Here is a 16668-nt window from a genome sequence, read left to right on the forward strand (position 1 = left end):
ATCTATTTTTTTAATTGGAAATTTTTGGGAATTATGAGATCGTCCATCGCATGTATTGGCCCCATTAAGGATGGAATATTAGGTTCATCCACCATAGACATTTGATTCGAACCAAAAAGTCCAATCAAAAACCTCCCATTATTATCTATTTGGTGAATAAAAGGCCACAATATCTCTTCATTTAAATTAAAATCTGAATTGGAATAAACTAATTTCTGAAGAAATTTTTCTTCAGAAAAAAGATTGCTATAAATCCATCTTTTATCAGATCTTTTATTAAACCTCCAATTTAAACGTGAGTATTTAGAATAAAAACCTAGACTTACATGATAATCCAATAAGCTATCAATCGGAAATTGTCCTTCCATATTATAATTACCACCTTCTAGTTTCCAAGTAGGTTCGAATCGTTCCTGGTTAAACCTTTTTATATCTTCTATGGTTTTAAATCCAACTTTTTCAAAAGCCTTATTCGTTGGAAAAAAGAAAGTTTGAAATAAAACAAGTGAATTTTCTCCTTTTTGCCATAAATGGCGGTTGGCAAATGAAGGCCGATTTATTTTTCTCCCTTCATTCTTTTTCGCGTATTCTAGCTCATAAAGTTCATCCGAATATTTCAAGGTTTCCAAGAACAAGGAAAACTTTGGGGTTGATTCTAAAATCTCTAAAACTGTTTTCCCAGTTCTAGGAATAACTTTTTCGATAAAATAAACAGAACCAGTTCTAGTAGGAACATACTTATTTTCACCAACATACGCTCCATTAACAAAAAGATTATTATCCTCAATTTTTAAGGCGTGCCTATAAAAATATCGCTCAAAATCATATAAATTATTATTTATAGGTTCTATATCAAAAAATCTATTTAGAGTGAGATACCCCTTTTCATAAAGAAGAGAATAGGCTATTAAATTATCATTTCGATTTTTCAAAACGGCATCATTCAATCTGTTTCGAATGGTATGGTATAATAAAAGGGTATCCAAAAAGCTTGAAGTCATTAGGTTCACTTTCTGCAGATTTATACCAACTTTTTCAAATGCTTGATCAGAAGGAATTAGCAAAGTAAATTCTGTTTTATCTTTACCTATGGAATCCAATATTTTATTCATATTGCTTTTAGCCCATGCTGTCTTAAAAATATTTGCAGAAGACTCTCGTATTACTTGGCTGAAAGGTTTAAAACTTTTATTTTCAAATGGAATTTTTTCGCCAACTGCAGGAGGAATAAATTCATTCTGTTTGCAGGAAGATTGAAACAAATAAGCAGAATAAATCAAATAAACCGCCATTCCATTTATACAGTTCTTTAGTATCATTTGAAGTTTCATAATTTATTAATTTGAAGTCTTTGAATTTTTCGGATGAACTAATCCATTATCTACTTGGTGTATTATACCATTCGCACAACGATTATTCATCGATATAGAAGTGTTGTTTTTGAATGATGTTGAAATCGGTAGAAAAACATTTGGCTTCATAAGTAATAGATTAAAGTAATTCATGCCATTTTCATATCGAACTTGAAAATCCACACTATACTCATCATCTTTAATAGAGCTATTAAAATTTGCATCCAAAAAAGAAATATCTGACAGGAATAAATGTCTATTGTAGAGTATATAGGCACCAAAAAGTCTGTTACCTAAATATTCTCTTACGTCAATTTTGTCTAACCAAGCTTTTGTAATTCCCACTTGTTCTAAAGCACCATTTGTAGGAGCAAAAATGGTATGCGTTCTATTATTATTTAATTTATCCCATAATCCAAATTTCTTCAACCCAATAACAAAGTTGCTGTATTTAACTTCGTTACTTAAAAATTCTTGCACAGTTAACTCTGGATAAAAGTTAAAATGAAAACTTAGCTCATGAACCGTTCCATTTAAAAGGTTTATATCTTTGCGTGAATAATCAACTCCAAAACCTTCCACATCCCAAGAACTTACTACTTTTTGATAATCATCAAATTGAGATGCCATTGAAATTTCATTTCCAGATATTGTTTTATATTTCACATTTAAACTATTAGTTGGTAAATCTTTCGATTGTAGCTTTATTGGTAAAATATAATTATTCAAGGCTTTTAACAGACTGTCCTTATTTAATTTTAGCACATCATTTTTGTTAAGAATACCCTTTTTATGGAATCCAAAATTGGGAACAGCAAAAACTGTAAAAGGTCCTTCTGTATTTAGCTTCTCTATTAAACCAGCATAATTTAAAGCCTCATAAAAGAGATTATAATCGTAATTGTTTTTTAGGAAATCACCTATGTTCCTCAAATTTTCATTAGGAGGTAAAACACTTAAGTCAGTATGCCTACAGCTATATACTAATAATAAACAGAGTAAGCTGATTATTTGAACTAATCTTTTCATGGCAATCAATATTTTGGTGCTGGATATTTACGTTGGATAGTGGTTAAATACAATAAATTATTAATAATTTCTAAAGTATTTACAGAAGCAAAAGTCTTTGGATTATGTTCACCGGAATGAATATTAATTAATAAATTGGGAAGAACAATTCCATTAGCATAATGTGCAGAAGCATGAATAACGACATCTCCATTTTTTATAAAATTGGCCGTGAAATAGTTTCCATGACTATTACCGCTTGAGCTCAAAAAAGCATAAGGATGACTGGAAATATCCATTCCAGGTAATAAAAACTCCAACCTTTGCCAGGTATTGGTATAAATTCCATTTGCTGATGTGTCAGCCCAGACTGGAAAATTGTAATATACAGCAGGATTGTTGTTTTCGAGATTTCTCTTAACATTTCCTAGAAAAACACTTCGATAATTTCTATAAATAGGGGATCTATTTAAATCAGTTGTGTCCCTATAAAGACTTAAGTAAATATTCAAATCATCTTTGATGCCATCTTTTAGCATTCCCATTTTTTCATTAATATTTTTTAACGCTTTAGGTGCTTCAAAAAAGCCATTTGAACTATAATTATAAAAGTTAACATAGACCAGGGAGTCAGAAAAAGCTTGCTTATGGAAGTTTTCCTGTCGAAGAATAACATCGTATTTTTTCTTTCCAAAATCTTTTTGCAAAATATTCATTGTATAAACTTCCTTTGATTTTAACTCAAGTGTGGTATCTAAGAGCACCATTCTTTTAAGTTTATCATCCAATTCAAAAAAAGGTGTGGAATTTTTGGGGCGAAACATAAAAAGAAAGCGTTTTTTACCTGAAGGAATCTGTGCCCAAGAGCTAAGATCAAAGCCATTTAAAATTGGGCCAACAAGTACATTTTCCTTTCCTGGATATTCTGGATTATGAACTGTTGTACTATTCCCTACATGAGTAGGATATGGTGGTGCATATATGTTTCTTTTATCAATGTTATCACCTATTATTTCTCCGCCAATAGGCATACCTGATTCGTCGAACTTTGGATTTACGATCATACATAAATAGGGATAGGTATGATCCATTGTTTCTATCGTAATATTATAATTCAAGCTGTTAAAAACCCTTAAATAAGCTGGATCTTCAATCTGTGTATAATCGTTTTTTGTACAACTTACTAGGAATAACAAAAACAATGACACACATAAGCTCCCAATTAAAACTGGGTATTTGTGATTTTTAAATTTCCTTATCATGATTATTTTATATGTTTTACAACCATTAATTTATTATTTGAATCTTTCGATTTATCTGAAGAATTTTTGCCAACCAAAGCAATACTAAATACCCCAGCTTCTGTATAAGGCAATGGTCTTTTTGCCCTCTTATACAATTCAGGATTAGCTAATAAATCGGTTCCCAATAAGGCTGGAATATCCTCTGCCCATTTTCCAGGTACGATCAACTTTTGGGATCGGAAGGTTAATACTTGAAAAGGATTATTAAAACTTCCCTGGACATAGGGATATCCATTGGGGATTTCTGCAAATTGAATATTGGAGAATGCGGCTCTTTCCCCTCTAAAGAACTGTCCATTATTGGAAGTGAACGAAACATCTGGATTACCTTCTGAAAAATTGAAAAACCGATAACGTATTAAAAAATCATGTTCTACATATCCATTTTTTCCATCTTCTTTAATGTTATGATCATTAAATAGCACATTACTTAAATCATTCTGGACTAATTTCATTCGAACCTCTCCTTTTTCATCCTTATGAATCCAGAAACTATAGTTTTGTCCAGCAAGAATCTGACTTTCTATTTTGGCTAAGACCTTATTGTTATTGTCTGTTAAATTAAAGACCTTATTTCCTATGGAGATGGATTTATACGGACTAGCTTTTGTAAAACCTATATTTTCGAATAATAATTCATTATCTAATTGGAATTTATAGGTTCCTAAATCAGCTATGGTGTTAACCACTTGTAAATTGGCATAAGAGGAATTTAATGCTGGTGTAATATCCTCAATCACTTCAAAGCCATGTTGTCTTCCAATGGTTAATTGTTCTACAGCTGTATTATGATAACTATATCGACTTGGAAAGACAACGATGGTGTATACCCCTCCAGGTTGGTAAGTTTTTATCGGAGCATAATGCAAATGACTAGGCCTTTCAAACGCTAATGAAATGGAAGAGGTTTTAAAATCAATTAACCTATCGTCAGGGTTTTTCGCATTAGCACCAGGTATTTGACGATTATCATTGGCGTTGAGCACTTTAAATTGATAGGTACCGTAAGGTACTTCCACATATTCTGATGCCCTATCGGTAAATGATATTTTACTTGTCAAAGGGGATACTGGCGCTCCATCAGCATAAGTTAATGTTATTGGTCCTGTCAAATCTTCAGCTTCGGTTGATGTACCGCAAAATTTTGCCATCAAATTGATTATTCTAATTTTAAAATGATCAGGTTTAGCTGGTTGGGTAATGCTTCTGGGAATCTCTGCAAATGAAGGTCCTTCAATTCTACCGGGCAAAAGATAATAATCCACCGGATTGTTTCCTTTTTGCTCCATTAAAAATTTTATAGGAGTAAAAGAGTAGTTGGAGCCTGACCTCCCAATAAATGAAGCCTCCACATTAATTTTTTCAGCTTTTGAGAAGAGATCTTTTGGAACATTCCATATTTTCCCTAAATGTCCATTGGATGGAAAATATAAGGTGCCTGGAAACTTCTGGGCATCTGGTCCCTCAGGATCCCTATAAATGAAATTAGTAAGTTTTTCTTCGTTCGCCTTGATCTGATTATATTCTCCAAGATTTACAATTCGTATTAAAGAGGAACTTAAGTTTCTTTGAACTGGCCTCTTATCCAAATCAATTTCTTGAATATCCTTTGTACATGATTGGGTTGAAAACAGTAAACCCAAAGCAGTGAAGGATAATAAAAACATGTATTTTGATAGTCTTTGCATAATTACAAGATGTTATAAGTGAAACCGAGCATTATTTCTGTACCATTTTTAAAGCTGCGATTGATATACTCATTTTTGTACCACTTCCCTCCTGTTTTCGGATTACTATAAACCGTATTGATATCAGGATTGAGGACATTTTTTGCATAACCTTTAAATAATAGGCGATTAGATAATCTTTGGGAAAACACGAAATCTAAGACAGGTACAGGACGGGAGTATAAATCTGGCTCACCTGTAAGATTAATTTGAATTAATCGTTCCCCTACCATATTGAAGGTGGATGTAATATCAGTTCCCCATTTTTCATGATTAAAATTCAGCCAAGTATTAATGCTATAAGGTGCTTGTTCAAATAATGGACTGTTCTTCGGAGTAAAGCGATCCAATGATCTATTGGCATTGTACCGATCGGTAGTCTTTTTAATTTCACTTTGTGCAAGTAACAGGTTAGAACCTATAAAGAATCGGTTTAAAGGTTCAGCAATAAGCCCCAGGTTCTTAACTAACTCCAACTCTAATCCATATACACGACCTCTATTTGGATCATTTTGAAACTGTATGGTCGGAAATTCCATATAAGAAGCAGCTAGTCCTTCAGTTTTTAAATCAAATACCTTGACCAACTGATTATCGATTTGTTTACCAAAAGCAGAGATTGCAATTACTTCACCAGCTTGAGGAAACCATTCCCACCTAAAATCTAAATTTTTGGTTTGCTGATTCCTTAAGTTTGGATTTCCAACAACAAGACCCATCTGGAATGCATCAAATTCAAAAACATTAGTTATCTCCCTCAGTTCAGGTCGTGCCAATGTACTGTTAAAGGCAAGCCGGAAATTCATATTGTCGTTTAAAGTATAAATTGCATTTACAGAATAAAAAGGCATGTACTTTTCCTTATAGACCGAATTAGGTTCAATATTTACTAAAGAAATGGTGTTATTTCCTGTTGATGTGGTCAATGCTGGATCTAAGAATACCCCCGCTGTATCTACAATAGAGCCGATATCAGTCATTTCAAAACGAACACCTCCTACAAGCTTTAGGGAATTTGTTACTTGCAGATTTGCCATTCCATAAAAAGCTGCTGTTTCGAAATATCCAGTATAATTATTCGGAGATTTCTGGCTGTTGTATAGGAATCCACTAACAGGTCCTGACCCTTCACCACGATTAGCTTGAGGTGCTAAAATTCCGATGACGTCTGAACCTACTAAGCGATTCAAATTTCCATGGTTTTCATATAAAGCCAATTGCTTGTTTGCAGTAAAATTTGAACCGGGAAGAAATAAATGGTTCTCACTAAAACTCCTCTCTCGGAACAGATAGTTACCACCAAATTTAAACTCCTGATCCTTACCAAATAGGTTTACTGGAAAGGCTAAATCAGCTTTATAATTGTAGTTATCCTCGTTTAAATTTCGCCATCTACGCCCATTTGGCTCAGCCTGAATTATGCCATATGAACCATAACCATTCACATATCCAGAACCTAAAGCATATAGATACTCAGAATACGTTTGCTCTTCAGTGAGTCCTCCTCCTACTAGTCTCCTTGGTTTAGTGAACCATCCTCCACCTCTTGGCTTATAGGACACCAAATTTACAAATCGAAAATCTGGATCATTATGTGTTGAATTGGAGTGTGCAATATTATAACTCAGCCTAGGAGAATATTTATTCTTCAATAATTTATGCTCTCCTTGAAAGTTGAAAGTATTTAAAGTCCTTCGAGACTGTTTTAAGGAAAAAGTAGTTGATGATACTTCACCAGGGAGTCCGGTGTATTCATAAGCTCCCATCAAATGGCTTGCTTTAGATTCACCACCCCAACTTCCTATATATTGAAAACTGATTTCATGTAAAGGATTAAAGCGATAGGTCAATCCAGAAAGCATTCCATAATTTAATGTCTCACTACCTGTATTTTCTTTATAGGTTTGATATTTCCCCATATGAAGACTATTCGGGGTAATGTAATTTGGAATATTTCGAGCACTTTGAACATCTTTATTCCCCGTGACGACACCTTGGTAAATACTGTATTGCGTTAAATCGCCTTGGTAAACATTCGTTGTTCTTCTAAAATAATTTCCACCTAGTATTACACCGAGTTTATGGTTTTCAAAAACATCATAACTATTACCAAATGTTAGGGAATAAAGTTGGTTTAGCGGTGCCTTTTGAAAATCAGTCGTTAAAACAGGATCAAAAGCACGCATAATCCCATTAATCCTATTTACTTCTTGACCAACTTCAGGATTAAACTGACTCGAAGCAGCCATTTTATGAATTCCGGATAGCCCATTTGGATATTGCTTAGCGAGGTTCTGAAAATCTTGGGACAAATTCTTTTTATTTATACGATTGCCTAAAACACCCATTTCACTATTCCAAAAACTGTTGTACTGTCCCCCAATCCCAATATTTGAGTTTGTTCCAGTTTGACCAATAAATTCTAAGGTCATCTTATCAGGGACAGATTTGGTTTTCAACTCCACTATTCCTGATGCAGCATCAGCAGGTTTATCAGGAGTTACTGTTTTATAAACTGTGATATTATCTAATAAGGAAGCAGGTACTAAATCCAGAGGAATGGCACTGCGATCAGGATCTGAAGAGGCTAATCTAACTCCATTTAATTGTCCAATAACTGAGCGATCTCCAAGACCACGTATAGCGACATATCGATCATCAGTAACTGTTACTCCCGTAACGCGTTGTAATGCTTGTGTAGTGGTAATACTGGCAGTCTTTTCAATCAATTCAGCAGAAATAGCATCTTGGACTATAGAAGCCTTCTTACGTTCTTCTAATACGGCAATATTAGTATTTGCTTTTCTTCTGGCTAATACGGTTACTTCTACTTCTTCAATCCGTTCTGTTCTTTCTCGTAACTTAATTTCCAAATTGGAAATCGCCTTACTCACTCGTATTTCATGTGTTTGATAACCTTGGAAGCTAAAAACCAAGGTTGCACCAATACCAGGAATCAGGATACTGAATTCTCCCTTTGCATCACTATTTACAGCTGTAGCACTTCCTTTTACTCGGATAGAAACAGCACTTAAGGGTAGCCCTGTTTTTTGATCAATTACTCTACCCGAAACTTTTACGGACGCTTGATTTGATTTGAGCGTATTTAACTCCCCCATCCTTCGTATGGTAATTATGGTGCCCTTTAAGCTGTAGGAAAGGGGAAGCCCTTCAAAGGTTTTATTTAAAACTTCTTCAACAGTAGCGTCTTTAACAGCAATTTTTACTTTGGGCATACCATCAAAAACATTTCCTTCATGTACGAAATCATAATGGCTCTGTTTTCTGATTTCTTTGAGTATTTCAATAATAGTTGTCGATTGCCTATTAATAGTAATGTTTTGAGCTTTGCAATAGGCCGAAACCTGAAAAATTAGGCAAGTCAATAAGACCATGGTACATTTCATTGCACCCATGATTTGATAAAAATTCATACTTTTGTACCTAGTTTGGTTAATTATATAATTGTTCGCAGATATTGATGACTAAACTCTCGGCGGAAATGTTCCTAGCATTTTCGCCTTTTTCTCAATAGCCATTTGAAGTAGTAATTATTTAATCACGATGATCCTCCTTTCTTTAAGCTTTAATTGAAAATTCTGTGTAGAGGAAATACCTTCCAAAACACTCGATAAATTTTGCCTTCTTGATATCATTCCAGATATAGAAATATTTTTATAAGCAGGCGGACACTCTGTTTCCACATTATACCATCTCGACAAGGTTTTTAGCACTTCTGGAAGGGGCTCGTTATTAAAAACAAAATCACCAGTTCGCCACGCTAAGGATTCCTCAAAATCTCCCTTTCGCAAAACAAATTGATGATCAATTATAGCCTCATCTCCAGGTATCAGTTGTTTAATTACTCCACTTTTTATTGATTTTATCTGGACCCTTCCTTCTAATAAACTAGTCTTAGATTCTAAATCCGTTGGATAAGCTTTTATATTGAACTTTGTTCCTAATACTTCCAGTTCTTGTCTTGGAGAATTCACATAAAAAGGTATTCGCTTTCCTGATGAGATATTTTGTAATTTTTCAACTTCAAAATAAATCTCTCCAGTCATTTCCACTCTACGTTCTTGATCAGAAAACTTTAAAGGATATTTAAGTGTAGAGGACGCATTTAACCATGCCTTTGAACCATCGGGCAGTATAACTTGATAGGTTCCGCCATTTGGTGTACTAATAGAATTACTTAAATTAGTTTGATCGATTTCTTCGGTTGCAATATATTTGATAGTTCCATCTACCATTTTTTCTATTAAAATTCCGTTTTGATCTATTACATTCCCAGGTTTAATTTCTGAAAGTGCAATAGTAGACCCATCTATCAAGGTTAAGGTGGCTTGATCTTTTGCCGGAGGAATATCATTGACTAGCAACTGTTTACCCTTTGAATCGTGGGATTCAAGTCTCGTTAATACAACCTTATCTATTAATAGAAAACAAATAAAACAGGCGGCAATAATACCTAAAAACCTCCAGGTCATGGAACGGACTTTGTTATGGTTACTAAAATTATATCGAGTTATTTGTTGGTTCTCATTAATTTTCTCTAGTGAATCTAAAGATATAGGAATAGGATACTTTTTTTCATTCAGACGATTAAGAAACAACTCATATTCTAACTCATTAAAATTGACCTCAGCTTCCTCAATTTTAATCATTGACTCCTCTAAACAAGAGTTAATAAACTCCTCATCTTGCCCAAGAGCTAAGTAATGTGTGACTAGATCAATTTCCAATTCGGAAGCTTGTCCTAAGAAATAACGAATTAATAATTCACGAGTTGGTATAAACATTTTATAGTATCATTTTGCCAAATACTGGCCTTTGATAATAAGAATGTTTATTTTTTAGAAAATGACTAGTCTGAAAAGTAGATTTAATGATTAATTAATATAGGTCGTCTATGAAAGCAATTAATTAATAATCGGATTTAATGGTTAAGCGATATAGGTGATTGAGCTTGAAGATATCGTTAGGTATAGTACAAATAGATCTGGATATTCTTTCAACTCTTTCCTAAGTAATCGTAGAGCTGTATTCATATGATTATTTATAGTATTTACAGAAAGGCCTGTTATCTCAGCAATTTCATTGCGCGAATAACCCTTTTCACGAATCATTAAATATATTTTTCTTTGTTTTGGACTTAACTTTTCAATTGCAGTCTGATAATGCTTTAATAACTCCTTATAGCTTAAATCAAAGTGATCGGTTGAGTTTGCTACTACAGGATTAATATCCTCTAAGCTTATCATTTCAAGGACTTTCTTTCTGGAAAATGCAGTTATCTCTTGTCTTAACATGGCATAGACATAACTGTCCATATTATTTACCTCTTGAAAACGGGCTTTATTTTGCCAAACCTTTAACAAAACATTCATCACTAACTCTTCTGTATCCTCTCTTTTTGAAATAAACCGCATACAACTTGGAATCAGAATTTTGTAATAATGCTTAATAAGCTTATTAAAAGATTCTTCTTTCCCTGAAAGCCACAATGTCATATGTTTTTGAATGTCTTCTTTAAGCATACTCAGATAGGAATTAATGATGTAAAATTACCTATTAAACATTATGTATATAAATTATCTTTTTGTTAAATTATTAAACTAAATAGAATGTTAAATATTTAAGATTTTTTTCTAATATACTTGTATCTATATCAGATAAATAATCTTTTAGGTTTTATCTGGAAGGAAATGTAGCTTTATTCAAATATTTAAACATCGCCTAAAGAATCAATTTTTAGAATTACCTAATTAACATCTATTAGTTTATGAAACTTGTTGTAAATGAACATATAGTCCTCGAAAGGACATCATCTAAATATGCCCCAGAGCTCTTTCAAATTATTGAAAGAAATAGAAATTATCTTAGTGAATTTCTCCCTTGGGTTCCTGGAATGAAATTAGACTCTGATTTTTACGGATATATTTCAAACGCAGTCATAAAGAATGAAGAGAAATATGAAGCTAGCTTCACGATACTGTACAATGAAGAAGCTGTTGGACGTATTGGGCTCCATCATATCAATTGGAACAATAAAAATGCTGCCATTGGTTATTGGATCGATCAGGATAAAAACGGAAAAGGAATTGTCATTAATGCCTGCAAACGATTAATTAAATATGGTTTCGAGGAGCTAAACCTAAATCGGATTGAAATAAAGGCAGCTGTAAACAATACTAAGAGCCAAGCCATTCCACAAAAATTAAATTTCAAAGAAGAAGGTATCTTAAGACAAGCAGAGCTAGTGAATGATGAATATTTGGATATTAAAGTGTTTTCTATGTTGAAAGAGGAATTTCAAGATTATAATAATTGATATGTTAATCTACTACACAAAATCATACAAACCATTCTTCCATCCTAATATCTTACTTTCATCAGCTTGCAACCAATTCTTCAGTACAGTGGCATAAACTTTCCTAAAATCCTCTGTATATATTAAGTCACCCTCATTTAAATTCCCTAAATCAGGCAATGCGTTTAAAAGTCCCTTCTTCTTTAAACCACCACTAATGAAAAACATTTGATTGGCAGTACCATGGTCAGTACCATTACTGGCATTTTCAGCAACTCGTCTACCAAACTCAGAAAATGTCATTAGCATCGTGTTTTTAAATAAACCTTGCTGCTTCAAATCTTTAACAAAAGCTGCCACGGCCCCATTAATCTCCTCAAAAAGCTTACTCTGCTTATCATGTTGATTAACATGTGTATCAAAACTACCTATTGACAAATAATAAACCCGTGTATTAATATCAGACTTTATTAAAGAAGAAATGGTTTTAAATTCTCTACCTAAGTTTGTGTTTGGATAATCTGCCGGTTTTGATTTGACCTTACTTTTTTCGAATATATAGTCCGCATTATTAATAGTAGATCCCAATGTTTCATATAAATAAGAAACTGTTTCCTCTTCATGGGAATGTTGTTCGGATAAGGCTTTAAAATAATTCTCTTGACTAAGTTGGTACAGTTTTCTTGGCTCCTTAAAGGCAAAAGCTTTGTTTTTCTTGCCCTTCAACGCCAAACTAAGCATATCATCCACTTCCAATGCTTGAGTTGGATGTGGACAGTCGTAGCATGCCTCATCCAAGTATCTACCTAGCCATCCTGTTTCCAAATACTCATCACTCCTACTTGCTGAGTGCCAAATATCCATACTTCTAAAATGAGACTTATCGGGATTTGGATAACCTACATTATTTAATATAGCCAATTCACCTGCATCATATAGTGATTTAAAAGCACTTAAATAAGGATTTATACCGGCTTCATCCGTTAACTTTAATGAGTTTTGAACCGCAATTTTACGACGTTCTTTAAAGTAAATATCATTTCGGGTTGGTATGATGGTATTTAGTCCATCATTTCCTCCTGTAAATTGCAAGACCACCAACACATTAGGTCTAGCTAATAAGGATTGGTCCCCTTCTAATGCCTTTAAAAAATTAGGAATTAAAAGTGATGCTGAAGCTAATGAGCCAATCTTCAAAAATTCTCTTCTTTTAATAATCATATCCTTTGGCTTTTACATTAACTGATATTCTGGTGTGGACATTAGATTGATAACTTTAGATTTCAAATTATCCGATGAAAATCGATCTGTTAATTTAAGAATAGACTTATCGTTAGTCTGAATTAAATAATCAGCAATTTCTGAATGTTTAAAACTCCCTTCCACTTTAGCCCAATCGATCACAATCTTGGGATCTTTAAATTGCCTGCTCAAAGGGTTTCTTTTATTGTTCAATCCCATGTCCAGGTCATCGTCTTCTCGAGCTTCATAATCCATTGGTCGCAAGCCTGACCATATTTGCGGAATTTGTAAACGAAGCATTAAGGTAGAACTATCAATCCATGATTTACCACTTGGCCATCCTGCAACATTTGGAGGATAAAGTAGCATCTGACCTAAAAGACGTTGATATTCAACTAAACTTTCATTTCTTTCAATAGTCATTGGCAGGAATCGCATCATGCCAGCTAATAATTCGATAGGAGATTTAATTCGATTTCCAATATTTTTTGTTTCATAAAACCAATCGCTATTAAAAATCGACTTCATCAATTTCATAATATCATAATTCGAATTATAAAACTCCAGACTTAAAGTATCAACTCGATTATTATCCAACTGTTCATTAACAAAAAATCGATATATTTTTTGCGTAATAAACTTAGCAGTTTCTTTCTTCGAAAGAATAATTTCTAATATATCTGATCCATCAAAATTTCCTGTTTCACCAAGAAAAGTCTTCTCATTAGAATCATGTTGATTTTTTCGTTCAAGAAACTTTCCATTTCTATCAAAAGCCCAACCGGTAAACGCACGAGCAGCTTCTCGAACATCTTTCTCCGTATAGTTCCCTCTACCCATAGTAAACAGTTCCATTACTTCTCGTGCAAAATTCTCATTCGGATGCCCTTTCTTATTTTGCTGGTTATTAAGAAAACTTAGCATGGCCGGGGATTGACTGACATCAAAAAGCAATTCCTTGAAATTGCCTAAAGCATTTCGCCGAATACTATTTAATAGCTGCCTATTATATTTAGGATTAACTGTTCTACAGGCAAAATGTCCATGCCAAAAGAAAGCCATCTTCTCCCTCAATTGATTTTTTGAATGCACCATTCGGTCTAGAAAATCAAGATTTAAGTCTAGGTTCTGTTTCCTATTCCTGCGTTGCTGAGCCTTCCTACGCTCTGCATTATCCCCCTCTTGTTCCGAATATACTTCTGAAACTTGTTCTTCCACATAGTTAATACGCTGAAATGGATCCAATCCGGAAATGCTTTGGAACAATTCTGTTAACTCCATATTTTTCAGACTCTTTATCTGAAGATAGGAAGGTCCAAATCCCGCTCTCCACAGCAAATGTAACTTGTGATTTAAACTGTTATCTTTCATTTTTTTCGGTAGTTGATAGAATTAAATAAGAATCAGTATCTACCACTTGATTCCCAGTCTTTTCTAGAACTAATTTACGTATTTTTAGAAAATAAAAATGTATCAATTCCTAAAACTCCACGATGCAATTAAAAATTAAAATTATCTACCAATACCTTTTTTAGCTGATAAATGATTGACAGATCAATTCTATGCTTATATTAGTATAAACCTATTTATTCAAACATGAAAAACATAGAACGAGTATATAAAATGTCATTTGCTGGAGTATATCCAATGTATATCCAAAAGGCAGAGAAGAAAGGACGAACAAAAGAAGAAGTAGATCAAATCATCTTTTGGCTAACAGGATACGATGAAAAAAGTCTAAAACAACAACTCGATAATAAAACAAATTTTGAAGACTTCTTCGGTCAAGCTCCAGAAATAAATCCAAATGCAAATAAAATTACTGGTGTAATCTGCGGATATCGTGTAGAAGAAATAGAAGATAAATTAATGCAACAAGTCCGATACCTGGATAAATTAATTGACGAACTTGCAAAAGGCAAAGCAATGGAAAAAATCCTTCGAACTTAGCCTATAAGTATTTAATATCGGAACATCAACATAAGAATCAGATAACATTTGGACTTATAATTGCTTATAGTTTTAAAAAACAACACTAGTCATAAAACCCAAAACTGAAAGCTTATGTTTTTTATTTTCGGAACGAATACCACACGCCTTGCTGCAGAACCAATCCCTATGAATTGTAATTACTGTCATCAAGAAAACACTATGGCATTGGTCCATAACCAACGATACTTTCATATATTTTGGATCCCCCTATTTCCACTTTGGCGTGAAAGCTTTTCCACTTGCACGCACTGTAAGCAACTATTAAAGTTGAATCAAATGAATCCTGATTTAAAAGCTCAGGCTCTTTCCACTCGAAAACAATTAAGAACGCCCTGGTTCACCTACATTATTTTATTAATAATTGCACTATTTATTCTTATCAGCGTTATTACACATGCCATAAAAGGCTAAATAGAGTATCCCAAATTAAACCTTTTCGGACACAACAATATTAAATCGCTGTATAGGGATTGCTACTATTTTTAAATAAAAGGAAAGTTTATCCGTCCAATTAACCAATCTGAGAATTTCGTTAATTCTACCCCTAAAATCCTTGTTAATTACCATTAGAGCTGGTTTTTAATCAATTTTGGATCATTCTATTCCAAAAAATAAACTTAGAGAATAATCCAAATCTATTCTTGGCATGATGCATGATTAATAAGATTAACATGTTTTTTACAGCATGGACTTTGCTAACAATCATATAAACATATACTTCGTACAACTATTAAACAGCTCATTATGAAAATTACACAGATTATCATTTGCAGTACTCTAGCTCTAACCTTATTTGCCAGTTGCAATAATTCTGGTAAAAAAGGGGAATCTGGCGATTCTACAGAAAGTTCTGGTGGATTATTTGGATCAAGTAACGATAAAGAAGATGCAGACGCCATTATTGAATTTAATAACCGATTGGTTCGCGTTGAAAATAGCCATAATACTTACATCCGTAATTTTATGAATGCAGTAGATGGTTTTGAAAAATTTGTCCAAACGAAATTAACCAATCCAAATGCAGTAGCTATTCCTCCTATTTTAATTACGCCTGTCATTGTTGGTGGAATGGATAATTTAAAAGCTCCTAGCAGTTTAAAAGGAAATTATAGCGAATGGATTGATAGTCTAACTGGGAGTTTTGAAGCCTTAAAAAGAATCCATAAAGAGCTTGATGCTTACAAATCAGCTGAAGATTGGAAAGAGGATAAAGGCAAGAAAATTGAAGACATTAAAGTGAGAGCATTAGCAGAAATCAATAAAAATAGAAATGCTTCCAAATCTTTGTTTGATGCTTTAAAACCAGAGGCTGAGAAAGCAGAAGAGAAAATCTTAAAGGATCACCCTTATAAAGATCAGATTATCACTGCTCGTCAATTAATGGACTACACACAAAAAATTACTGAAGGAACCTATCAAATTTCGGATATGAATAGCTTCAAGGCTACATTAGAGTCCCAATATAAAGAATTGGAAACCATGTACAACAAAAGCAAGGATAATCCAATCAAGGATGAGAAATTTGCTAGCGAAAACCGTAGGTTTACCAGCTTTAATGACGAAATAAACGAATATTTAGGAAAATTACGTATTATTCAGCGAGAATTAAATGAAACTGGAAATGTATCTGAATCTAATTTAGAGACTTTAGATCGCAGTACACAATCCGTTGTATCCAGCTACAATTCATTTGTCAATTAAACTACTACACTTCATATATTAATAAA

Annotated in this window: 13 protein-coding genes; 4 read left to right on the top strand and 9 right to left on the bottom strand. The window is 33.4% G+C overall.

Going from position 1 to position 16668, the window contains the following annotated elements:
* Positions 1–2: 2 nt before the first annotated feature.
* The 7 genes from ACP6L2_RS05405 to ACP6L2_RS05435 all read right to left on the bottom strand — a co-directional run bounded on the left by ACP6L2_RS05405 (position 3) and on the right by ACP6L2_RS05435 (position 10934).
* Complete coding sequence (locus ACP6L2_RS05405) at positions 3–1331, bottom strand: fasciclin domain-containing protein (RefSeq protein ID WP_440508260.1); 1329 nt, start codon at positions 1329–1331, stop codon at positions 3–5.
* A gap of 6 nt (positions 1332–1337) precedes the next feature.
* Positions 1338–2381, bottom strand: coding sequence for a fasciclin domain-containing protein (locus tag ACP6L2_RS05410; RefSeq protein ID WP_440508261.1), 1044 nt, complete (start codon positions 2379–2381; stop codon positions 1338–1340).
* Positions 2382–2386: 5 nt separating this feature from the next.
* Complete coding sequence (locus ACP6L2_RS05415) at positions 2387–3451, bottom strand: hypothetical protein (RefSeq protein ID WP_440508262.1); 1065 nt, start codon at positions 3449–3451, stop codon at positions 2387–2389.
* Between the two features lie 173 nt (positions 3452–3624).
* Positions 3625–5352, bottom strand: coding sequence for a DUF4397 domain-containing protein (locus ACP6L2_RS05420; protein WP_440508263.1), 1728 nt, complete (start codon positions 5350–5352; stop codon positions 3625–3627).
* A 2-nt stretch (positions 5353–5354) separates the two neighbouring features.
* The gene (locus ACP6L2_RS05425; RefSeq protein ID WP_440508264.1) at positions 5355–8825 is read right to left on the bottom strand and encodes a carboxypeptidase-like regulatory domain-containing protein; all 3471 of its coding nucleotides are present in this window, start codon (positions 8823–8825) and stop codon (positions 5355–5357) included.
* 117 nt (positions 8826–8942) lie between these two features.
* On the bottom strand, positions 8943–10196 hold the full coding sequence (locus ACP6L2_RS05430; protein WP_440508265.1) for a FecR family protein: 1254 nt from the start codon (positions 10194–10196) through the stop codon (positions 8943–8945).
* 144 nt (positions 10197–10340) lie between these two features.
* The gene (locus ACP6L2_RS05435; RefSeq protein WP_440508266.1) at positions 10341–10934 is read right to left on the bottom strand and encodes an RNA polymerase sigma factor; all 594 of its coding nucleotides are present in this window, start codon (positions 10932–10934) and stop codon (positions 10341–10343) included.
* Between the two features lie 245 nt (positions 10935–11179).
* Between ACP6L2_RS05435 and ACP6L2_RS05440 the strand changes: the two genes are divergently transcribed.
* The gene (locus ACP6L2_RS05440) at positions 11180–11728 is read left to right on the top strand and encodes a GNAT family N-acetyltransferase (RefSeq protein WP_440508267.1); all 549 of its coding nucleotides are present in this window, start codon (positions 11180–11182) and stop codon (positions 11726–11728) included.
* 12 nt (positions 11729–11740) lie between these two features.
* Here the strand turns inward: ACP6L2_RS05440 and ACP6L2_RS05445 are convergent, their stop codons facing one another.
* Complete coding sequence (locus ACP6L2_RS05445) at positions 11741–12928, bottom strand: DUF1501 domain-containing protein (RefSeq protein WP_440508268.1); 1188 nt, start codon at positions 12926–12928, stop codon at positions 11741–11743.
* 12 nt (positions 12929–12940) lie between these two features.
* Entirely contained in the window at positions 12941–14320 is a 1380-nt protein-coding gene (locus tag ACP6L2_RS05450; protein WP_440508269.1) for a DUF1800 domain-containing protein, read from the bottom strand.
* Between the two features lie 225 nt (positions 14321–14545).
* Between ACP6L2_RS05450 and ACP6L2_RS05455 the strand changes: the two genes are divergently transcribed.
* The 3 genes from ACP6L2_RS05455 (at position 14546) to ACP6L2_RS05465 (ending at position 16642) form a co-directional block, all read left to right on the top strand.
* On the top strand, positions 14546–14899 hold the full coding sequence (locus tag ACP6L2_RS05455) for a DUF2200 domain-containing protein (protein ID WP_440508270.1): 354 nt from the start codon (positions 14546–14548) through the stop codon (positions 14897–14899).
* A 168-nt stretch (positions 14900–15067) separates the two neighbouring features.
* Complete coding sequence (locus ACP6L2_RS05460) at positions 15068–15352, top strand: zinc-ribbon domain-containing protein (RefSeq protein WP_440508679.1); 285 nt, start codon at positions 15068–15070, stop codon at positions 15350–15352.
* A 333-nt stretch (positions 15353–15685) separates the two neighbouring features.
* Positions 15686–16642, top strand: coding sequence for a DUF3829 domain-containing protein (locus tag ACP6L2_RS05465; RefSeq protein ID WP_440508271.1), 957 nt, complete (start codon positions 15686–15688; stop codon positions 16640–16642).
* The last annotated feature ends 26 nt before the right edge of the window (positions 16643–16668 follow it).

Origin of the sequence: Sphingobacterium lactis (genome assembly GCF_051951495.1) — a bacterium.
In the GTDB taxonomy this organism is placed as follows: Bacteria; Bacteroidota; Bacteroidia; order Sphingobacteriales; family Sphingobacteriaceae; genus Sphingobacterium; species Sphingobacterium lactis_A.